The 21,497-nt window shown below is 64.0% G+C and carries 17 protein-coding genes and 1 tRNA gene; 7 read left to right on the top strand and 11 right to left on the bottom strand.

The window, feature by feature from the left end:
• Positions 1–32 precede the first annotated feature (32 nt).
• Complete coding sequence (locus OHL12_RS15110; protein WP_263414647.1) at positions 33–2,924, bottom strand: PIG-L family deacetylase; 2,892 nt, start codon at positions 2,922–2,924, stop codon at positions 33–35.
• Between the two features lie 125 nt (positions 2,925–3,049).
• Here OHL12_RS15110 and OHL12_RS15105 point away from each other — a divergent pair, with 125 nt between their 5' ends.
• The 7 genes from OHL12_RS15105 (at position 3,050) to OHL12_RS15075 (ending at position 13,422) form a co-directional block, all read left to right on the top strand.
• A complete protein-coding gene (locus OHL12_RS15105) occupies positions 3,050–4,309 on the top strand; it encodes an ROK family protein (protein WP_263414646.1) in 1,260 nt (419 codons plus the stop codon).
• A 148-nt stretch (positions 4,310–4,457) separates the two neighbouring features.
• Positions 4,458–7,355, top strand: a complete 2,898-nt coding sequence (locus OHL12_RS15100; protein WP_263414645.1) for a TonB-dependent receptor — start codon at positions 4,458–4,460, stop codon at positions 7,353–7,355.
• An 84-nt stretch (positions 7,356–7,439) separates the two neighbouring features.
• On the top strand, positions 7,440–8,936 hold the full coding sequence (argH, locus tag OHL12_RS15095; RefSeq protein ID WP_263414644.1) for an argininosuccinate lyase: 1,497 nt from the start codon (positions 7,440–7,442) through the stop codon (positions 8,934–8,936).
• Between the two features lie 10 nt (positions 8,937–8,946).
• Positions 8,947–10,380 carry an APC family permease gene (locus OHL12_RS15090; protein WP_263414643.1) on the top strand — a complete coding sequence of 478 codons (1,434 nt, stop codon included), beginning with the start codon at positions 8,947–8,949 and terminating at the stop codon, positions 10,378–10,380.
• Positions 10,381–10,440: 60 nt separating this feature from the next.
• Complete coding sequence (locus OHL12_RS15085) at positions 10,441–11,220, top strand: polysaccharide deacetylase family protein (protein ID WP_263414642.1); 780 nt, start codon at positions 10,441–10,443, stop codon at positions 11,218–11,220.
• A 143-nt stretch (positions 11,221–11,363) separates the two neighbouring features.
• Positions 11,364–12,131 (top strand): SRPBCC family protein, encoded by a 768-nt coding sequence (locus OHL12_RS15080; RefSeq protein WP_263414641.1) that lies wholly within the window; start codon positions 11,364–11,366, stop codon positions 12,129–12,131.
• Between the two features lie 73 nt (positions 12,132–12,204).
• On the top strand, positions 12,205–13,422 hold the full coding sequence (locus OHL12_RS15075; protein WP_263414640.1) for a zinc-dependent alcohol dehydrogenase: 1,218 nt from the start codon (positions 12,205–12,207) through the stop codon (positions 13,420–13,422).
• Positions 13,423–13,494: 72 nt separating this feature from the next.
• Here OHL12_RS15075 and OHL12_RS15070 read toward each other — a convergent pair whose 3' ends face one another.
• The 10 genes from OHL12_RS15070 to OHL12_RS15025 all read right to left on the bottom strand — a co-directional run bounded on the left by OHL12_RS15070 (position 13,495) and on the right by OHL12_RS15025 (position 21,315).
• Complete coding sequence (locus OHL12_RS15070) at positions 13,495–14,241, bottom strand: class I SAM-dependent methyltransferase (RefSeq protein WP_263414639.1); 747 nt, start codon at positions 14,239–14,241, stop codon at positions 13,495–13,497.
• A complete protein-coding gene (locus OHL12_RS15065; protein ID WP_263414638.1) occupies positions 14,238–15,551 on the bottom strand; it encodes a hypothetical protein in 1,314 nt (437 codons plus the stop codon). Before OHL12_RS15065 ends, OHL12_RS15070 begins: the two co-directional genes overlap by 4 nt.
• A 103-nt stretch (positions 15,552–15,654) precedes the next feature.
• Positions 15,655–16,206, bottom strand: a complete 552-nt coding sequence (rplI, locus tag OHL12_RS15060) for a 50S ribosomal protein L9 (RefSeq protein ID WP_263414637.1) — start codon at positions 16,204–16,206, stop codon at positions 15,655–15,657.
• A 48-nt stretch (positions 16,207–16,254) separates the two neighbouring features.
• On the bottom strand, positions 16,255–16,623 hold the full coding sequence (rpsR, locus tag OHL12_RS15055) for a 30S ribosomal protein S18 (RefSeq protein ID WP_263414636.1): 369 nt from the start codon (positions 16,621–16,623) through the stop codon (positions 16,255–16,257).
• Between the two features lie 163 nt (positions 16,624–16,786).
• Complete coding sequence (rpsF, locus tag OHL12_RS15050; RefSeq protein ID WP_263414635.1) at positions 16,787–17,209, bottom strand: 30S ribosomal protein S6; 423 nt, start codon at positions 17,207–17,209, stop codon at positions 16,787–16,789.
• Positions 17,210–17,299: 90 nt separating this feature from the next.
• Positions 17,300–17,893, bottom strand: coding sequence for an aminoacyl-tRNA hydrolase (pth, locus tag OHL12_RS15045; RefSeq protein ID WP_263414634.1), 594 nt, complete (start codon positions 17,891–17,893; stop codon positions 17,300–17,302).
• A 99-nt stretch (positions 17,894–17,992) separates the two neighbouring features.
• A complete protein-coding gene (locus OHL12_RS15040) occupies positions 17,993–18,661 on the bottom strand; it encodes a 50S ribosomal protein L25 (protein ID WP_263414633.1) in 669 nt (222 codons plus the stop codon).
• 200 nt (positions 18,662–18,861) lie between these two features.
• The gene (locus tag OHL12_RS15035) at positions 18,862–19,965 is read right to left on the bottom strand and encodes a ribose-phosphate diphosphokinase (RefSeq protein ID WP_263414632.1); all 1,104 of its coding nucleotides are present in this window, start codon (positions 19,963–19,965) and stop codon (positions 18,862–18,864) included.
• A 123-nt stretch (positions 19,966–20,088) separates the two neighbouring features.
• Positions 20,089–20,162, bottom strand: a tRNA-Gln gene (locus OHL12_RS15030).
• A gap of 58 nt (positions 20,163–20,220) precedes the next feature.
• Complete coding sequence (locus OHL12_RS15025) at positions 20,221–21,315, bottom strand: 4-(cytidine 5'-diphospho)-2-C-methyl-D-erythritol kinase (RefSeq protein WP_263414631.1); 1,095 nt, start codon at positions 21,313–21,315, stop codon at positions 20,221–20,223.
• Positions 21,316–21,497: the final 182 nt, after the last annotated feature.

Here is a 21,497-nt window from a genome sequence, read left to right as displayed (position 1 = left end):
GCAGCGATGCGCGCCGTTGTCATTTCCGGGGGCTAGTGCGGCAGCTTCGGATTCTTGCCGATGCTGAGCAGGTTGGCCATGATGCGATAGCTGCCGGGTACGCCTTCGGGCATTTCGCGGAAGAAGGCAAAGGCGAGATAGACGTAGTAGCCCTTGCCGTACTGGGCATAGACGAGGCCGCCGGTTTGGGGATCCTGACCGGCGTCGTGCATCTCTACGGGCGCGGTGTAGTGCGCGTCGTAGCTGCGCAGGAAGCCGTGACCGCGCTCCTCCACCCAGCCGTCGAAGTCGCGAAGGGTTATCGCGTTCGGCCAGTTCAGAACGGGATCCGCAGGCGCCGTGATCTTCACTTCGCCTTTTTCCTCGACGACCTTTTCCGCGTCGCCGGGGACGCTGAGCGGATAGGGCGCGTAGTTGCGGTCGTACTCCGCGGTCTGGTACTGGCTGATGACGACGCCGCCGTTCTTCACGTAGTCGAGCAGGCGATTGTTGAGCACGCGCAGTTCCGGCCGAGCGGCGTAGGTGCGGATGCCGAGCAGGATCACGTCGTACCCGCTCAAGTCGGCGCCTGCCAGGTCGCTCGAGCTGAGCTCTGTGACGTGGATGCCGAGGTTTTCCAGCGACTGAGGAACATCGTCGCCGGGACCCATGACATACGCGACGCGCAGGCTGGGAGCGGTCTTCACGTCTACGCCGGTTGCGCGGTATGCGGCGGGTGAGTAGAGCGGGTAGGGACGGATGCCCGGCCAGCCGATAGTGTAGAAGCCCTGCGTAAACTGCTTGCCGCCCGAGGTGGCGATTGCGGAGATCAAGTACTGTTTGGCTTGCACGCCGTGAGGATCGACTTGGAACTGCAGATGTACATCCTCGTTATCACGGGAGGTGGAGAAAGTGGCAGTTGCCGGTTCGGAGCGCCATCCAGCAGGCAGCTTCAGAGCGACCGTACCGGTTGCCGGTCCCTTGACGCTGCTGTGAACGATCACGTCCAGCGGAAGCGTGGTTGCACTGAGCGGCATGACGCCTGCGGGCGGAGTCACGCGCACGCTGATGGCGGGAGCGACCAGCAGCGGATTCAACGCGATGCCAAGGCCCGTTTCGCGCCGCGCAGTCTGCACCACCTCCTGCGCGGTGACGGCGACGCCGTTGTAGGTATAGGTGAGGTGCGCTGAGAGCGGGTACGGCATAGTCGGCAGCGTGAGATAGCGGCCGTCGTGGATGTCGTAGAAGCTCTGTTCGAGGGTGGGGCGCGAGAAGTAGGGCTCGGTGATGGGAGCGTCCTGCGGAACGGTGGCGCTGAACAGAACGTCGGCCGCAGTGCCTGCAGGCAGGCTGTTGAGCGCGGGGCTCTGGTCGGTCAGCTTCCAGTCGCCGGCGGTTGGAGTGAGGCGCACGCTTTCTACTTGAACCGGCACAGCGCCCTGGTCGGCGACGTGCACGCTGACCGCGAAACTTTGGCCGGGGATGACGGTGGTGGAGGCAAACGGACTGCCGGCGGCCGCACTGGCGGCGTCCGTTGGGCCGAAGGGTCCGATGCGCGCGGCATCGACACCCTGGGGCTGGACGACCGCGAGCAACTGGATGCCGAGCGCCTGGTTGAGCGCCTGCTCAAACTGCACCTGCTTGAGCTGGAGCTCGTGGATGGCGTTGTAGCGGCCGTCGCTCTCGTTCGGCTGTTGCAGATCGAGGATCAGCGCCCGGGTCTGCTGCAGGCCGCGCCCCAGCGCCGGTGCGCAACGCTCGGGATGCCGTGCATCGAAGGCGGCGGACGCATCGGAAACCTGTTGCGCAATGCCCTGCAGCTTCTCCCGCGCGCTGCCTGCTTCCGCGCCCTGCAGGTAGTCCGCGATGCCGGGCAAGGTGGTGTCAATACCGTCAAAGAAGCTCTGCTCGTGCGCGGGTGGATGGCCACCTTCGACGCGAGTCGCGTAGAGGTGGTAGGGCGAATCGAACTGACCGGCGGGCGGGCGTCCCACACCGCCGTTCTGCGATTTCTGCTCGTTCAGACCCTCGCGGGCCAACTGGAAGTAGCTTTCGCCGAGCGATGGGTCATAGGTTCCCTCGGGCACCTCGATGGTGGCCGCAGGCACCTGGTGCATCACTTCGCCGGTGACGTAGTTCTTGAAGACGACCGGTTCCCACTTGCCGGTGGCGTAGTCGAAGATGCCTTTCTCCGTGACCCGTGCAAAGGGTACTCGAGCGTACACCTTGAGTGGTGCCCAAGGCCGTAAGCCCTCCTTGATCTGGTCGGGGAACATCTTCGGATCGGCAGCGGCTTTGAAGACCTCTTGCGCCATGACACCCGCGGTCTGGTGATGGCCGTGACCGTCTGACACATAGCCAGCGAAGACGCTGGTCACCACCATGGGACGGACGGTGCGAACGACGCGCACGACGTCTTCGAGAACGCGGTCGTGTCCCCACTGCGCGAGAGCTTCCTCGAGCGTCTTCGAAAAACCGAAGTCGGCGACGCGCGTGTAGTAGAGATGGTCGCCGTAGAAGTGATTGGCCTGCAGATGTTCCTGGGTGCGCAGGATGCCGAGGGCGTCCCAGAAGTCTCCGGTCATCACATTCTGGCCGCCTTCGCCACGATTGAGCGCAAGCAGAGAAACGTCGGCACCCACGGCGCGGCTCTCATAGCTGAGCATGCCGCCGTCTTCGTCGTCGGGATGCGCGTTGATCTGGATGAGGCTGGCGCGGGTGCTTAGCTTGCGCAGGCTCTGCGCGAGGCCTGCTGCACCGCGATCAAAAGGCAGCGGTTCGGCGTAGGCGTCCTGCTGCTGCCGCCAGGGAACGGTCGCGGACGGGGTTGCAGAGCTTTGCTGTGCCGGGATGGGCAGGCACGACGAAGACACAGCCGCTAAAGCGATGGTTGCAACTCGCTTTCGTACTCCCTGCCCCAGCAGGTGTTGCCGCATTTGCTTCATCGTTTCCCTTTCAACAGGCGCTTTCTTACGGACGGCGCGTAGCAGAACAAAGTCGCCGTGAACAAAAACTTTTGAGGAAAGCTTGCAGACTTTGTACACGTTCCGTATAAACTCAGCAAACCCGCTTGGCAAGCCGAATTCTCAAGACGATGCGCCGCACAGGCGGCAAACACACCGTGGCTCCGCGGTTGCCGATGCGCGCGGAGGCGGCGCGGCCGTCGCAGTTGCGTGAGTCGAACTGCCGCCTGCTGCTGAACCTTCTGCGCGGCAACAGCCCTTGCTCGAAGGCCGACCTGGTGCGGAAGTCCGGCCTGTCTGCGACCACGGTTTCCGTGTCGATCGCGCACATGACGAGGCTGGGGCTGATCGAAGATCTGGGCGATGGCGAGAGCTCTGGTGGCCGGCCGCCGAGCCTGTTGCGATTCAATAGCAGCCATGGGCTGGTGGCGGGTGCGGATGTGGGTGGAACCCGGCTGCGGATGATGCTGGCGGACCTGAACGGGACGCCGGTGGCGCATTGGGCGACGCACCTGAACGAACGGCAGAAGACACCGCGGACCATCGTGTCGCTGATGCAGACCGGCATTCGCGAGATGATGCAGCAGACCGACGTTTCAGCGCGCGTGCTGCACCTGACCGTAGGCGCGCCGGGCATTACCGACGTGGACCATGGCGTGGTGCTGGCCGCGCCGAACCTGCAGGGGTGGACTGAATTCCCGATGCGCGCTCTGGTGGAGCGCGAGATGAAGATCTCCTGCACGGTCGAGAATGATGTGAACCTGGCGGCGCTTGGCGAGCAGTACCGGGGCGAAGCGCAAGGCGTGGATGATTTCATCTTTATCGCGCTGGGAACGGGCGTGGGTGCGGGCATCTTTCTGCGCGGAGCGCTGCACCACGGTGCGGATTGGACCGCTGGCGAGATCGGCTACCTGCCGGTGTACGGCATGCCTCGCGAACCGGTGCGGCTGGAAGAGACAGGGCAACTGGAGCGCGCGATCGGCGGCGCCGGCGTGGAAGCGATGTGGCAGAAGGCGCTGCGACGCGAGCGGCGCGCGGCCAAGGCTGACTTGATGCGGCTGCACGCACCCGAGGTGTTCGACCTGGCCGATGAGGGTCATACGCTGGCGCTGGAAGTGACCACGGAGACGGCGCGCATCCTGGCCGACGCGATTGGAACGCTGTCGCTGCTGTACAACCCGCAGCTTGTGGTTCTGGGTGGCGGCGTGGGCGCGCACCGCACGTTGTGCTCGGCCACGGAAGCGTTTCTGCGGGAAAACGAATTCGCTCAACCCAAGCTGCGGGCTTCGTCGCTTGGGCCCGAAGCACAGTTATTTGGCGCAGTGTCGCTGTCGTTGTCGGCCGCGGAGGCCGGCCTGCTCTGTTGACTCCAATTTGTAGTTGCCACCGCCACCCGTAAGGCGACCGGCGGAACCAGACGAGGCCAACCAGACGCGCAGGTTGGCACACCGTACCTCAACCCGAAGCACGATCCTAAGCGGCCCGGTCTTTGCCGCACTTCCAGGAGGTGTTCCCATGAAGCACACGTTTCTTCCCATTGCCCTTTCCGCCGTTCTGCTGGCGGCACCCGCGCCGGCGCTGCTGGCCCAGGCCAACGCAATCAACGGCACGCTGCGCGGCACCATTACGGATGCGGCTGGAGCTCCCGTGCCCGGCGCGACGGTGACGATCAAAAACCTGAACAACGGCTTTACGCGCGAGCTGACGACGAACGACGACGGCCGCTACGTGGCGCCGGATCTGCCGCTGGGCGATTACACCGTGACCGCGAATGCGCCGTCGTTTGCGCCGCTGACGCAGGCAGGCATTCACCTGGACGCGGGCACCGACCTGTCGCTGAACGAGACGCTGAAGGCTGGCTCCGTTGCGACAACGGTTGAGGTTTCGGCGGATGCTCCGCTGCTGGAGGTGACGCGCACGGACCTGGGCCGGACGATCAGCTCCGTGGAGACGCAGAACCTGCCGCTGACGTCGCGCAACCCGTATAACTTCATCCTGTTCCAGCCTGGTGTGACGGGGCACCCGAATGCGGAGAACGGTGTGCCGCGCACGCTGAACACCAACGGCCTGGTGGACCGCGTGAACTACCAGCTGGACGGCATGGTGGATACCGAGTCGGATCGCTACGGGCTGCGCCTGTTTGCGATCAGCGATAGCTATACCGACACGGTGCAGACCATCAGCAACGGCTTCAATCCTGAGTTTGGCAACACGGCCGGCATCATCTACAACGTGATCACGCCGGCGGGCACCAACAACCTGCACGGCGCCGTGCAGTACATCTGGCGGCCCAAGGCGGCCAGCAGCTGCCCCATGGGCCAGAACTGCGTGCCGGGCACCGCGGGCTACCAGCCCAAGCCGAATCTGCATGTCGACGATCTGGTAGGACGGCTGGGTGGACCCGTGGTTCGCAACCGCTTCTTCCTGTTTGGAGCGTACGAGCACCTGAAGCGCGGCAACCCGCAGGCGAACACGGTGACGCTGGCGAACCAGGCCGCGCTAATCGCGCTGGGTGTGCCGGCGAGCGACTTCAATACAGCTCCGCAGGTGCAGCGCGCCCAGTGGGTCGACGTGCGTGGCGACTTTATCCTGAACAGCAAGAACAACGGCTTTGTGCGCTACAACTACTTCCGCAACAACTACCCGTTCAACACCAACGTGGGCGGCCAGTTCTTGTTGAGCGCGGAGTCCGACTTCCAGGACCGTGCGCACATTATCGGTGCGCAACTGGTGAGCACGCTGACGCCGAACCTGCTGAACGAGTTCCGCGGATCTTGGCCGTACCGCAACCAGCAGCACTTTGCGGGCTCTGCCACCGGACCTGGACCGATGATTACGATCAGCGGCGTGGTGTCCGGCTTTGGTGGAACGAACGCTGCGGGCGATAAGTACCAGGAAAAAATCCCGTCCTTCAACGACAACATTTCGCTGAACCGCGGAGCGCATGCGTTCAAGTTCGGCGTGAGCTTCCAGAAGAACAACGACACGCAGTTGGCGGACGTGTATACGCAGTACACGTTCCCGACTCTGGCGGCCTATGCCGCGGCGAAGAACGGCACGAATCGGTTCTCGTACTCCACGATCGCTGCGTCGATCGGCAAGCCGGGTGCTGGGTACCAGACGGTGTTCTTCGGATTCTTTGCGCAGGACACGTGGGCGCTCACGCAGAAGCTTTCCGCGACCTACGGCGTGCGCTATGACCAGTACCGCGCTCCCAACGGCATTGCCAATGCGCCGCTGGCGGAGACGCGCAGCTTCCGCGTTCCCATGGCGAACTTCGCGCCGCGCCTGGGCCTGGCCTACAACGCGCAGCCCGGGCTGGTGCTGCGCTTGAGCGGCGGTCTGTACTACGAGGCGACGCCGACGAACAGCTACTACAACCCGCTGTACTCGAACGGCCTGACCAACACCGGCAACCTGATCACGTCGCTCACGCCCAGCTCCGGCGTTGCGTTTCCGGGTACGTTCAGCGCGGCGAACCAGGCACAGTTCCCCACGCCGACACCGTACGCGCTCACTTCGCGGTTCAAGAATGAGTACACCTGGAATGTGGACGCGCAGGTGGAGCAGCAATTGGCCAAGGGTGACTCGCTGCGCATCGGCTACGTGTTGAGCAACGGCCGCAACCTGCAGTTTCTGCGCAACAGCAACCTGATCAATCCGACCAGCTTTCTGGCCGACGGACGGCCGGTATACAGCACCGCGGTGAATGCGAACACGCGCGCCAATCCTGCCTTCAACGCGATCAGCTACATCGACATCGGCAACAACTCCAGCTATCACGCGCTGATCGCGGCGTACAACCACCGGTTCTCCGCAGGCCTGACCTCGTCGGCGAACTTCGCGTGGTCTCACGCGATCGACAACACCCCCGAAGGCAACACCTACGAGTTTTCGAACTTTATCGAGGACCCGAGCAATCCCCGGCGCGATCGCGGGAACAGCTCGATCAACCGGCCGATCGGGTTCAACACTTCGACGGTGTACCAGCCCACCACACACTTTGCGAACAAGTATGTTCGCGGACTGTTCAACGACAACAACTTTGCGCTGCTGGTGAACGCAACTAGCGGCGACCAGCAGAACCTGGTCACGGGCACGCTGCTGAACAACGACCCGCGCTCGGGCGGCCAGCAGCGTCCGCTCTTTGTGGCGCGCAACACGCTGCGCACGCCCAAGATCGTGCAGGCTGACCTGCGCTACACGCGTACTTTCGTGACCATCGCGGAACGCGTGAAGCCGCAGATTTTTGTGGAAGCGAACAACCTGCTGAACCGCAGCAACTTCACCACGATCAACACGAATGCCACGGTGAACGCGGCCGGTGTGATCACGGGGCAGCCTTCGCTGCTGCCGGTGAGCAGTGTTCTGGAAGCGCGCATTCTGCAGTTTGGTGCGCGTATCGACTTCTAACTCTTACGGCGGGGCGGCAACGGTGCAGGCGACCGTTGCCGCAAAGCCAGCAATTACAAACTGCGACACAACCTGGATTTGATCTTGTCTGTTCCCGCTTCCACGTTTCCGGCGCCGGTTTACCGTGACACCGTTCTGCGGCAGGTGTTCGCGGACGCGCAGCGCTTCTTTCTGCCGTCGCTGCTGGAGATCGACCTGGCCCATGTGCTGATGCTGGCCAAGCAGGGCATCCTTAGCGAGCAGCAGGCGGCGCAATGCCTGCAAGCCATCCTTGAACTGGATCAGAGCGCGATTGCTGCGGCGGAGTACGACGGCTCCGTGGAAGATCTGTTCTTCCTGATCGAGCGAAAGCTTGCGGAGGCGCTCGGGCCCGATCTTGCAGGGCGCATTCACACGGCGCGCTCGCGCAATGATCTGGACCTGACGATGTATCGCATGGTGCTGCGCGAGCGGCTGCTGCAAACGCTGGAAGCCAACGCAACGCTTCGCACAACACTGCTGCGGATTGCGTCGGAACACCGCGCGAGCATCCTGCCCGCGTACACGCACAACCAGCCCGCGCAGCCGACCACGCTGGGACATTTTCTGATGGCGTACGTCGAGGTGCTGGAGCGCGATGCGGAAAGGCTGCAGGCCTGCTACACGCGGGTGAACCGGTCGCCGCTGGGCGCGTGCGCCATCACCACCACGGGCTTTCCAATCGACCGCGAGAACACGGCGGAGCGCCTTGGATTTCGCGGTCTGATCACCAACAGCTATGGCGCGATTGCAGCGGTGGATTACCTGGCGGAAGCCTGCAGCGCACTGGCCACGGCAATGCTTTCGCTGGGCCGTTTCGCGCAGGAGATGCTGCTGTGGTCGACGGCGGAATTCGGCTTCTTGCGGCTGAGTGACGGCTATGTGCAGATCAGCAGCATTATGCCGCAGAAGCGCAACCCTGTTCCGCTGGAGCATGTGCGCGTGCTGGCCTCGCGCGCGCTTACCGAGGCGCAAGCCGTGCTGGGCACGCTGCACAACACACCGTTCGCGGACATGAACGACAGCGAAGATTCGCTGCAGCCGCTGGTGGCCCTGGCGTTTGCCGATGCGCACCGCGCCACCACGCTGCTGGCGGGAGCACTGAGCGAAGCGACGTTCCACACGGAACGCATGCGCGAGCGAGCTTCGCGCAGCTTCCTGACAGTGACTGAGCTTGCCGATACGCTCGTGCGGCGCGGCGGCATCAGCTTTCACCAAGCGCATGGCATGGTGAGTGCCGCGGTTCGCCGCGCAACGAGCGACGACCCAAAGGCGCTCGCGCAGGACGTACACCAGCAGGCGATAGCGGCGGGCCTCACCCTAGCGCTGCCGGAGCTATTGCAAGCGCTCGATCCGGAGTACTTCGTAGCCGTGCGCAGCATTCCGGGCGGGCCTGCGGCGGTTGCGCTGGACCCGGAACTGGATCGCGCTCAGGCGCAGCAGGAGCACGATGAAGGATGGATCGACACGGAGCGGGCGCACCTGGCCCGCACGTCGGAGGCGCTGTTCCGAGAGGCGCGGCGGCTTGCAGGCCTCGCCACAGACGGAGTGGCAGGGGCATAGGATGGCGGCAGTGCCGACCTCCGCTGAATCCGCCGTTACTGAACCGCACGGAAGCGCATTGCTGGATCGCGGCCTGAGCACTGCCGGTGCGCTGGGCGCCAACATCATCGACATGGTCGGCGTGGGCCCGTTCATCACGCTGCCGCTGATCGTGACCGCGATGGGCGGGCCGCAGGCGATGCTCGGGTGGGTGCTTGGCGCGGTGCTCTCAATTTGCGATGGCTGCACGTGGAGTGAACTGGGCACGGCTCATCCGCTGGCGGGCGGATCGTACGCCTACCTGCGCGAAGCGTACGGCGCGCGCTGGGGGCGTCTGTTCAGCTTTCTATACGCGTGGCAGCTGCTGGTGTCGGCGCCGCTGTCCATCGCTTCGGGCTGCATTGGGTTTGCCCAGTACAGCGGATGGTTTTTACCGGGTGCGTCGCGCTGGACACTGTCGGCGCTGGCGATTGCGGCATGTGTTGCGATCACACTGCTGCTGCTGCAACCGATTCGGCGCATTGGCGCGGTTACGCGGGTGCTGGGCGCCGTCGTCCTGTTGACGCTTGTGGCAGTGATCGCCGTGGGCTTCACGCATTTTTCCGCTGCGCGTGCGTTCAGCTTTCCGCCGGGTGCGTTCCATTTTGGCGGAGCATTTTTCGCGGGGCTGGGCGCTGGGTTGCTGGTGAGCGCGTACGACTACTGGGGCTACTACAACGTGTGCTTCCTGGCGGGCGAGTTGCGCACGCCGCAACGCACGATTCCGCGCGCCGTGCTTGGCGCGATTGCGATTGTGGGCACGCTGTACCTCTTGATGAACATCGCGACGCTTGGTGTGTTGCCGTGGCAGGAGCTGACCCATGCGGATGCCGGCGCGCGCCGCTACACGATGGCGCTCTTGGCGGAGCGCGCCTTTGCCGGACATGCGTGGGCGCACGGCGCGGCAACGGTCGCAGTGGTGCTGGTGGCAGTGGCGTCGCTGGCGTCCATCTACGGTCTGCTGCTCGGGTATTCGCGCATCCCGTTCGCGGCGGCGCAGGACGGCAACTTTCCTGCGGTGTTCGGCCGGCTGCATCCGCGGTTGCGCATCCCGGCGATCTCGCTGGTCACGCTTGCGGGCATTACGGTGGTGTGCTGCCTGTTTCGGCTGCAGGAGGTGATTGCGTCGCTGGTAGTGCTTCGCATTCTGTTCCAGTTTCTGCTGCAGGGCGTGGCTGTGCTGTTGCCGAAGCATCGGCGTGAACGCCGGCTTCCCGGTCGCTTCCGGATGCCGCTGTATCCAATGCCAGCGCTTGCCGCCACAGGCGGATTCGTCTTTATCGTGGTGTCGCGCCCGCAGATTGCGGCAGAGCTGCGGCTGGCCGCAATCGTACTTGTGACGGGGCTGGTTGCGTTCGCGATCCGTAAGCGCAGCGGCGGTGGCGCTCAAGGCCAAGCTCTGGCGACTGCATCCGTTCCAGACTGACAGTGTGTGCATGCGGGATGGATTGCCCGAGTCGTTCACGTCTCCGCTACACTGCTACCGATGCAAACGTGGCAAACAGCAGCCGTTGTCACCGCAGCCGGTGTGGGCGCGCTTGGCCTGGTAACGGGTGGCTTGTCGTATGCGGCGGGCTGGCCCACGTCGCAGATCTTTGGCAAGACACTGATCGACGTGCCGGATCCCGACCCTTCGCGCCACACGGTCGCACTCACCTATGACGACGGCCCCAGCGCCCGCAACACGGAGCCGCTGCTGGAGCTGCTGGCCGAGCACGGCGTGCGCGCGACGTTCTTCCTGATCGGCAATCACGTGCGCAGGCATCCGGCGATTGCGCGACGCGTTGCCTCCGCCGGTCACCTAATCGGCAATCACACGGAGATGCACCCCAACCTGGCACGCAAGAGCGACGCCCGTGTTCGCACAGAACTGGAGCGGACACAGGCCATTCTGCAGGACACGTTGGGCATCTCGCCCCGGGTGTTTCGCGCACCGTACGGTTCGCGACGCCCCGGAGTTTTTCGAATTGCGCGATCGCTGGGGCTGGAGCCCGTGCAATGGAACGTGACCGCGCACGACTGGGAGCCGCTGGGCAGCGAACGCATCCTGCGGAACGTAGACCGGGGCATCGAGCAGAACCGCAAACGCGGCCGCACCAGCAACGTGCTGCTGCACGATGCATCGCACCTGGACGGGGACTCTCCACATTCGCGGGCGGACAGCATAGCCGTAACCGCTGCGCTGGTTGCGCGGCCGGACCTGCAGTTTGTCACCGTAGATCGCTGGATCGAGAAGGCTTTGCCGGTTCGATCCGCGCGGCCCTGATCGCACCCGATCGCGGGTTCTGGCGGGAGATGGCAGCGTGCGTTAGACCACGCCCTCTTCCCCGGTGCCATCACAACCTCTCGTCTGGCGCTTCCGCGCAGCCACCCGATGGGCATGGCAGCGTGTGCGCCACAGGAGAGAGCATGCCGACGGAAACGCTTCAGGAAGTTCGATTCCCCAGGACCGGAAACGCTTATACGCCGCTACCCAACGACTCGGAGGGTAACCGACTTCGGGCGCACGCAGTGGCTACGATCAACGCCTCGCCGGAAGAGGTCTACAACACGTACGCCAGCATCGACCTGTTGCCGATCTGGCAAGAGGGCGTGGTCAGCGTTACCCGCATTGGGGGCAACAAGCTTCACTGGGTGATGCAGGATCCCGGGACGGGTGTGCAGACCGAGTTCGACGCCGAAGAGCTGGAGCTGGTACCCGGCAAGCGGCATGTTTCCCGCGTTCTTACCGGGCCAACGGCCGGCACCACGGACATTCTTTCGCTGGAACCGCATCCCGCCGGTCGCGGCACCGTTGCGACCATGATCGTGGACGGGACTGTACCGGGCGGTGCCATTGCGAACGCCGTTGCAGGGGTGATTTCGCGCTCGCCGCGGCAACTGGTGATTGAGGATCTGCGGCACCTGAAGGAGCTCATCGAGTCCAGCCAGATCCCGTCCGTTGAAGGTCAGCCCGCCGGCCGTCGCGGTATCAGCGGAAAGCTGAAGCAGCTACTGATGGGTGAGAACCTGCCTACGCCTCCGGGCACCAGCGACCGCGCACATCCCCAGGACTTGCCGCGCAAGAACAGATTCATCGGCAAGCTGTCGCCGGACACGTTGACGACGGTTGGACTCGCCACGATCCCGGTTGTTCTGGGCGTGATCCTGTGGGCCAGCCTGAGCGACAACGATTAGCCTGCACCGATTCCATGACACAGCGCACATGGTGCGCGACACGATCGACATACGCATACACGAGGGAGTACACATGAAAGCCGTTTGCTGGATGGGCACGGGTAAGGTTGAGGTTCAGACGGTTGCGGATCCGTCCATCATCAATCCGTCTGACGTAATTCTACGCATTACACGGACCGCGATTTGCGGTTCGGACCTGCACCTTTACGACGGCTACATCCCCACGATGGAGTCGGGCGATATCCTCGGCCACGAGTTCATGGGCATCGTCGAAGAGGTGGGCAGCGAGGTGAAGAAGCTGAAGCGGGGCGACCGTGTCGTAGTCCCCTTCACCATCGCCTGCGGCAATTGTTTCTTCTGCAAGAAGGACCTGTGGTCGCTGTGCGATAACAGCAACCCGAACGCGCGCATCTGCGAGCAGATGTACGGCTACTCGGGCTCAGCGTTGTTTGGCTACTCGCACATATACGGCGGCTTTGCCGGCGGCCAGGCGCAGTACGTGCGCGTGCCCTTTGGCGATGTGGGCCCGATCAAGATCGAGAGCGACATCGACGACGAGAAGGTTCTCTTCCTTTCGGACATCTACCCCACCGGCTACCAGGGTGCGGAGAATGCGCAGATCGAGCCGGGCGATACTGTCGCCGTGTTTGGCTGCGGTCCCGTGGGCCTGTTTGCGATTGCCAGTGCCTACATGCTGGGCGCGGGTCGCGTGATCGCGATCGACCGCTTCCCGGAACGCCTTGCGCTGGCGCGCGATTACTGCGGCGCCACGGTGCTGAACTATGCCGAGAAGGACATGAGCGTCCTGGAAGCGCTGCGCGACTTTTCGAGCGGCATCGGGCCCGACTCTGTGATCGACTGTGTCGGCATGGAAGCGCACGGCACCGACGTGACCGCTTTGTATGACAAAGTGGACCAGGCCCTCATGCTGGAGACGGATCGCCCCACGGCGCTGCGCCAGTGCATCCAGGCGGTGCGCAAGGGCGGCACGGTGTCGATCCCGGGCGTGTATGGCGGCGACTTGGACAAGCTGAACTTCGGTGCTGCGTTTGGCAAGGGCATCACGATGAAGATGGGCCAGACCAACATGCACAAGTACCTGCAGCCGCTGCTGGAGCGCGTGTACGCCGGCCAGATCGACCCGACGTTCCTGATTTCGCACCGCATCGGCATCAACGATGTGCCGAACATGTACAAGACGTGGCGCGACAAGAAGGACAACGTGACCAAGATCGTGATTGATCCGTTCCGCGAAACGGGCATCGAGAAGGTGCGCACGAAGGTAGCCTGAGTACGGTTGTATCGAAAGCAGAGGAGCCGAGTTACTCGGCTCCTTTGCTTTTGCGTACAGGTGCGCGCCGCTTTACTTCTTACGCAATCGCCAGATGCCGCAATCCTCGTATCCGCTGGTCACGTAGAGGCCCTGGGCCCAGTAGCCGATGATGGCCTTGTCGGCGTCACGATCCTCGCGCGAGAGGTGAATGCGGCCACGCCAGACCTCCTGGAATTGCGGGTGCTCTTGAAGCATCAGGTCGCGCTGCTCGTCGTTCACATACAGCAGATCCAGATCGTCTTCGCGGCCCTGGAAGTCGCGCGTCAGCTTGTCGAGAAAGCGATCCATCAACACCAGGTCGAACGGGTTGAACAGGAAGACGCAGCACGGTCCGGCGGGCATACGGAGACGCATCACGTCTGCCTCTTCCAACCGCATGGGGATGGACGGACGATCCTCTGTCTTTCGGGTCTGCTGCCGCTGGAAGCGTTCCAGGTTGCGGCGCGCGGATGCCGCGAGAGCCGGATGGAGTTCAATGCCGAGGATGCGCCGGAAGGGCAGCTCTGCCGCAAGCAGCATGGCGCGGCCCTTGCCCGCGCCAACGTCGACAAACGCGGTCTGCTGCAAGGGGTGGCGACGATGCGGCTGCCACTGGGCCATAAGTTTGCGGAAGAGAGAGGGCGCGGTGCCGTGATAGGCCGTGATGTGGCGATCGTGCCGGTGCCCTGTGGCCAGATCGTCACCGGGGATCAGTGCTCCCGTTTCAGTGCCGTGCAGCAGATCGAACGGGTGCAGCGGCGCAGGACCGCTTCGTCTTTTTCGACGCGGAAGAATCATGGGCGAGCAGATGTGGAGGCTTCGTGGCCGCTTGGATCGATAGCGATCACTGGGCCCTCGCAGGTGGGATCGGGCTGTGGCATTGCCTCGCGCACAGAATAGCCGTCCGCGATCTGCTCCATCTGCACGTAGTAAGTAGGGCCGGCGGAGCTGCCCTGGGTGCCCGGCGTGTTCGCTCGCGTGTGAAGTTCCACCTGGTAGTGCTTGGGATCGGAGCACGATCGCGTGTCGCCGTACGAAGCAGCGAGAACGTGGGAAGCCTGCTCGGGAGTCTTGTCTACGTACGAGAGAGAATCCCACATCTGCCAGGCGCCGGAACCCGGCTGCGCGTCGCTGAAGAGGCGGGCCTCTTCGACGGGCATGCTGAGCCACTCGGAGACGGACTCGCGCACGTTCATCGCGGTTGGAAAAGCTCGGCGCATGGTGTTGCCAACCAGAGCGTAGCGCATGACGCCGACCCGGGCGACGGCATCGCCGATCCACTCGTTTACGCTCGCGCGGATCTCGAAGCCGTCCGGTGTGGTCCTGAGCGAATAGACGAGTGGCGGAACATCGTCGGCGCGCCGATAGCCGTGTTGGCCGTGCCAGAAGGGCTTCTCGGTTTCAGCCTTTGGATCGAGCTCCATCGTGTCCATGGCGAGGCTGCTTTCCGTGGAGGTACACCACGGCGTGCCGTGCACGACGAGCAAGACCGGGTGGCCCGTGCGCGTGGGCCGCAGCAACAGCGGTTCGAAGATGTCTCCGAAGGCGCCGCTCACCTTGCTGTAGGGAGGCGCTTGCCAGCGGAGGATGCGCTTCCAACGGCTGCCGTCGTTCTGATATCCGAGCAGGACATGGTCGTCGCCGCACTCGATCGCAAAGCTCACGTCGACCAGCAGGGTTCGGGGCTGTGGAGCCGTGACCTGCGCCTTGACTTCGCCTCCGTACTCACCGGGATGGGCGGCCTGCCGATTTGCGGCGTCCGGCTTGGCGGACGATGCCTGCTCCGCCGGGTGGGACTCTGCGGAGGATGGCAAGACGGCGGACAAGGCTTGCTGAAGCTGCGCGGCCGTTGCGGCGACGGGCTGCCCCGCCACCACATCGTCAGTGAGCTTTACCAGAGCATCCTTGAAGGCCGGGATTGCGCGCTGGACGTCTGCGGGGACATCCGTTTCCATCTCAGGTGCTTGCAGAGCGACCAGCTTTGCCTGCTGCGCGGCCGCGGCGGATTGATCCGCCTGCAGACCTTGCGCCGACAGGGGTACCGGCTGCGCACCAGAACCGGCGGAGCGGTGCTGCTTACAGCCGCCAAGCAGGAGCAATGCAAACATCGGGAGGATAGCCCACGAGCGCATGTCCGCATGGGATGCCAAATCCGCGCAAAAGGCAAGGCGCACCCGAAGGTGCGCCTTGCTGCTAGTGCGTCGCGCCAGCTTAGTAGCGGCGGTCGCGGTAATCGTCGTCGTCCTCGTCCTGGCCGTAGCGCTCGATCGGATCCTCGTCACTGACGATCTCCGGCTTCTGACCGGGGACGTAGTTCGGGTCGTCGGACTTGACGGTGACCTTTACGTGGGCGTTGATCTCGCGGAACAGCTTGACCGGCACGTGGAACTCGCCGAGCTGCTTCAGCGGCTCGTCCAGCAGGATCTTGCGACGATCGATCTCGTAGCCCTGCTTGGCGAACTCGGCGGCGATGTCGGCAGCGGTGACCGAACCGAACAGAACGTCGTTTGCGCCAACCTTGCGCTCAAACGTCATCTCCACCGCGTTCAGCTTGTCGGCCTGCTCCGTCGCGGCAGCCTTGTCCTTGGCAGCCTTGCGGATTGCCGATTCCTTCATCTGCACGATCACAGCCTTGTTGGCCGCGGTCGCCTCAATGGCGAGGCGCTGCGGCAGGAGGTAGTTGCGACCGTAGCCGTTGGCTACCTTGACCACGTCGCCACGGTGACCCAGGCTGTCGACGTCTTCCTTCAGAATGACTTCCATGTCTTTTCTCCTCGGGCGTGCGCGTCTGGCGCGCCCATCGATCCCGGGTTAGTACTTCGCGGCAAACGGCAGCAGGGCGATGTTGCGGGCCTGCTTGATGGCCTGCGAAAGCTGGCGCTGGTGCGTGGTGCAAACACCTGTCAGGCGGCGCGGCGTGATCTTGCCGCGCTCGGCGACGAACTGCTGCAGCAGGCGAACGTCGCGGTAGCTGATCTGGTCGATCTTCTCGACGCAGAACTTGCAAACCTTCTTGCGGCGGAAGAACTTGCGACCGCCGCCGCCGGGTCCGCCGCCGGGACGCGGAGGACGCGGGCCGGAGCTGCGCTCGCCCGAGTTGGAACCCTGGTAGCCGCCCTGTGCAGGTGCTGGCGCGGATGCGGCGGGAGCCGCGGTGGTGCCGGTGGTTTCGTCAGCCATGGCTGATGCTTTCCTTTCGAGCGGGGCGTTGGCCCGGCTCCGTTCGGCGATCTCGTGCTCCAGGTTCGCTCGGGAACCTATGAACCACTTTGCATGGCAAAGCGGGAAGCAGAGCGTCGCGGGTCTTTCCTGTTCCGCTGCGGGTCAGGGCAGCGGAAGAAACTTAGGCGACGGCAGGCTCGGCGGCAACGGCCGGTGCAGCCGGGGCTTCGCTGGCCTCCACGTTGGCGGTCTGCTGCGTGCTGGTCTTCACCTTGCTGTCGCGGATGGCCTTGATCTTGGCGAGGCGCTTGTTCTCTTCGTCGGTGCGAACGGTGATGAACTTGATCACCTGCTCGGTCACGCGGAGGCGGCGCTCCAGCTCGGCGACCAGCGGGCCGTCGGCGGAGATGTGCAGCAGGACGTAGAGGCCGTCCTGGAACTTGCGGACGATGTAGGCGAGACGACGGCGGCCCAGCTTCTCCACCTGCTTCACTTCACCCTTGCCGTTGGTGACGACAGTCGAGAAGCCCTCGATCAGCTTGTCCAGGTCGGCCTCTTCCAGGTCCGGCCGGACGATAAACATGACTTCATACGTACGGTTCATAGATCTTCTTTCTTGCGGGCTTTGCGGCTCGCACCCTCGCGCTGGAGGGTATGGAAGTTACGTTGTGTTGCACTCAAGCCGTTGCGACGCCTACAACTCGTCGCGACGATTGAACTGGTTCATGGCCTCGCTGATGCCCTGGGCCACAACGGTTTCGACCGCCTTTGCGGCACGGTCGAGAGCTTCGTCCAGCTTCGCCAGGTCGCCCTTGCGAAGCGGTTGCAGCAGGTAGTCGGTGCCACCTGCGCGGATCGCGCGGCCGTCCGGCGCGGTCCCTCGACCGACACCGATCCGAACGCGGATCCAATCCTCACTGCCGAGCGACCCGGTGACCGACTTCACACCGTTGTGCCCGTTGCTGCTGCCCCGCGCGGCCAAACGCACCGTGCCGAGCGGGAAAGCCAGTTCGTCGTAGAGCACGATGACATCGCTCTTCGGATCGAGACCGAGTTCCCCAACCAGGGCGGCCACTGCAAGCCCGCTCAGGTTCATAAACGTTTCCGGCTTTGCCAGCAGACACTCTTCGCCTGCGATAACGGCTTTGCCGGTCAGCGCGCGTCCCCGGCGGTTTGCCACCACCGCACCGCGATCCTCTGCGATGCGATCGATGGCGAGAAAGCCGGCGTTGTGCGGTGTGAAGGTGTACTCAGGACCGGGATTGCCGAGTCCCACGATCAGCTTCACGAGATACTCCGCGGTTGCGAGTGCGGAGCGAGGAGTTGCGAGGGAAACATGGAACAACAGACGGCTCGCAACGCAACACTCCTCACTCTCAACTCACAGCTACTTCTTCGGTGCGGCCGCCTGTGCTTCCGGCTTGCCCTTGCCCTTGGTGACTTCGGGCTCGCCCGCAGCGGAACCTTCGCCCGCCGTCTCGGCCACGTCTTCCTTGATGCTGGTTACGTGCGCGACAACCGCGTTCTCGTCTTCCAGGAACTTCAGCGAACCCGAGTGCGGCAGGTCCTTGATGTGGATCGCGCCGTTGATGCCCAGGTCGGAGATGTCGACGTCGAGGCTGGTCGGGATGTCGCCCGGCAGGCACTCCACCTGAACCTCGCGCAGAACCTGGTCCAGAACGCCGCCCTCGGCCTTCACGCCGCGCGCGGTGCCTGTGAGGAATACCGGCACGGAGACCTTCATGGCCTTGTCCATGGCGATGCGCTTCAGGTCGATGTGCAGCAGCTTGCCCTTGATGGGCTCGTACTGCCAGTCGATGATCATCGCCTTGGTCGCTGCACCGTCGGCCACGTTCAGGTCGAAGATCGTGTTGTGGCCGGAGTCAGAGTGCAGGATCTTGGTGATGACCTTGGGGTCGAGCGTGATTGCGACCGGCTCCTGGCCCGCGCCGTAAACGACCGCCGGGATCATGCCCGCGGCGCGAACGCGGCGAGCCGCATTCTTGTTGAACTTGCCGGTGCGAACCGTTGCCTGAACTGCTTCTGTGTTTGCCATTGTTTTTCCTTTCGGGCACGAAGTGGAGGGAACAGGGCGAAGGGAACAGGACCGGTGTCCGTCTCTCCGTCGCGATGCTTCCTTTCCTCGCTCCCTTTTCTGCGGCGTTATCACCGCCGCTGGATGTTGACCGTGGAATCGGCCATTCGTTTCGTTGCGGAACAGGTCAACTGCTGCCTGTTCCCCGTGCCCTGTTCCCTTTACGAGAACAGCGTGCTCACACTCGTTTCCATGTGAATGCTTTCGATGGCGCGGCCCAACAGACCGGCAACCGAAAGAACCTTGATCTTGCTCAACGCCGCCGCATCGGGCCGCAGCGGAATCGTGTTGGTGACCACCAGCTCCTTCAAGCGACTTGCGGTCAGGCGCTCCACAGCCGGGCCGCTCAGCACGGCGTGCGAAGCGCAGGCGTAGACCTCTTCGGCACCGTTGTCGAGTAGGGCGTCGACCGTCTTGGTCAGCGTTCCGGCAGTGTCGACGATGTCGTCGAGGATGATGCAGGTGCGGCCGCGCACGTCGCCGATCACGTTCATCACTTCCGTCACGTTGATGTCGGTGCGGCGCTTGTCCACAATCGCCAGCGGCACGGAAAGTTTCTGAGCGAAAAAGCGCGCCCGCTCCACGCCACCCGCGTCCGGCGAGACCACGGTCAGGTTGGGCAGGTTCAGGTCGCGGAAGTAGCCGACCAGCACCGGTGACGCGAACAGGTGGTCCACCGGGATGTTGAAGAAGCCCTGGATCTGCGCTGCGTGGAGATCTACCAGCAGGGCGCGGTTCGCACCCGCGGTCTGCAGCACGTCCGCGATCAGCTTGCTGGTAATGGCGACGCGGGGGCGGTCCTTGCGGTCCTGCCGGGCGTAGCCGTAGTACGGCATGACCACCGTGATGCGGCCGGCCGACGCCCGCTTCAGGGCGTCGATCATGATCATCAGCTCGACCAGGTTCTTTTCCACTGGAGCGCTGGTGGGCTGCAGGACGAACACATCGGCGCCGCGCACATTTTCCAGCAGCTGGAAGTGGATCTCGCCGTCGGAGAAGTTCTGCAGCTTGGTCTGGCCCATGGGCACGCCAAGGAAGCTGCACACCTCTTCGCACAGCGGCTTGTTGGCCGAGCCGCAGAAAATCTTGAAGCGCTTGTCGTCGGCCAGGCGCGAGGAACGCTTGCGCTCCGGCGACGGCGCAGACGGTGCCTTGGACGCAGTCGGAGCGCCCGTAATCGGCTGCGACGGTGCGGCCGTGGCCTGTTGCGTGGATTCAGTGGGAGCGGTGGGCGCGAGCGTAGGCATATCCTGCTGCGGTGTCATGTGCGGTGGGAGAATCCTTCCGGCCGGTTAGCCTGGCGAGATCTACTGCCGTAAATGTCCTGCCTGTCCCCCCTTCCAACAATCTCGTGCAACGTCGCGCGAAAGGAGACCGGCCCTGTTTGTTGGCTGGGCGACCAGGATTCGAACCTGGACAAAGTGCTCCAAAGGCACTTGACCTACCGTTAGTCGATCGCCCAACTTCGTCCCACGGCCAACTGCCGCCAGAAGAAGACTGCCACTGCCAGTGTACCTGCCCTAGCCCGCGAACATCTCGCGCCAGTAGCGCTCCCGGCCAAGCGTGCGCGTCACAAAGGTTCGCGCGCCGCTCCCCAGGGCTAAAACCCGTTGCTCCGCGGCCCTGGCCTGCTCATCGGTCCGAAACAGACCGAAGATGGACGACCCGGAGCCAGACAGCATGGCGCACAGCGCGCCGCTGATCTCCGGTTCACCGGTCTCGCCCCGTGTCGGTTCGACAAGGGCTTGCTTGATTTCGCGCAGGGAGGGGTGCTGCTGAAAGACGACCTCTTCAAAGTCGTTTTCGATCCCGGTGCGGACAAGCTCGAGAAGCGGATTCCCGGCCAGGTCTCCAGCTTGCCCCAGCGCGGCATCTGCCCCGCTGCGAGCCCCGGAGACACCAAGGGCGCCGGTCGTATCCTGAGAAGGAAGGTCGCCCGGCAGACTGCCCGGACCACCCTGCCCTGCCGGTGCGAACACCGAGGCATAGACGCGGCTCAACTCATCGAGTCTATCGTGCGCGGCCTCCGGGGTCAATCGCGTCACCTGCTCGTCCCAGACGCGGAACGCCAGCGGTGTGCTGGACCCCTGCCGCGGCGCGACCACCAGGCACGGCGTCTCCGGCAGGTCCGGGTACGGGACGACGCGCTCGCCACGGTTGTGGCCGTACACGGTTCCGCCGAGGAGGAATAGCGGGACGTCGGAACCGACGCTCTCTGCGATGCGCAGCCGGGCCGGCCCCGGCAGCGCGACGCCGAGCTGTCGCTCCAGCCCGATGAGCGCGGCGGCGGCATTCGCCGATCCCGCGCCCATGCCGCCCTGCGGTGGCAGCCGCTTCTCCAGGTGGATGTGGACACGTGCCGCGAGCCCTAGCTGCTGCAGCGCCGCACTGACCATGCGATGCGCCGTGTTGCGGGCGTCGCACGGCACCCGGACGTCGCTGGCGGACATGGTGATCTCGGTCGCAGCCGCCTCGGCAGCCTCTACTGTGACCAGGTCGTACAGGTCTACCGTCTGGTACAGGGTGGTCAGGTGGTGGAAGCCGTCCGCTCGCGGCGGCCCGATGCGCAGCCCAAGGTTGATCTTGGAATACGAGCGAACAACGGTGGGGGGCATAGTCCCGAGTGTAGCTGCCGCATGAAGTTCATCTTTTTCGCGGACACACACGGCGAGAACCAGCCTGGTACACGGGGCGCGGAACCGTCCACAACTTCCTTGCGTACTCTGACAAGGGCGCACCCGCGCCTTTCTTCTGGAGACTTTCCCGCTTCCTTCCTCGATTCTTCTGCGTAGTTCAT

The sequence above is a fragment of the Terriglobus aquaticus genome (genome assembly GCF_025685415.1).
GTDB classification, from domain to species: domain Bacteria; phylum Acidobacteriota; class Terriglobia; order Terriglobales; family Acidobacteriaceae; genus Terriglobus; species Terriglobus aquaticus.
Note: the sequence above shows the minus strand (reverse complement) of the source record. Positions and strands in the feature narration are given on the sequence as shown.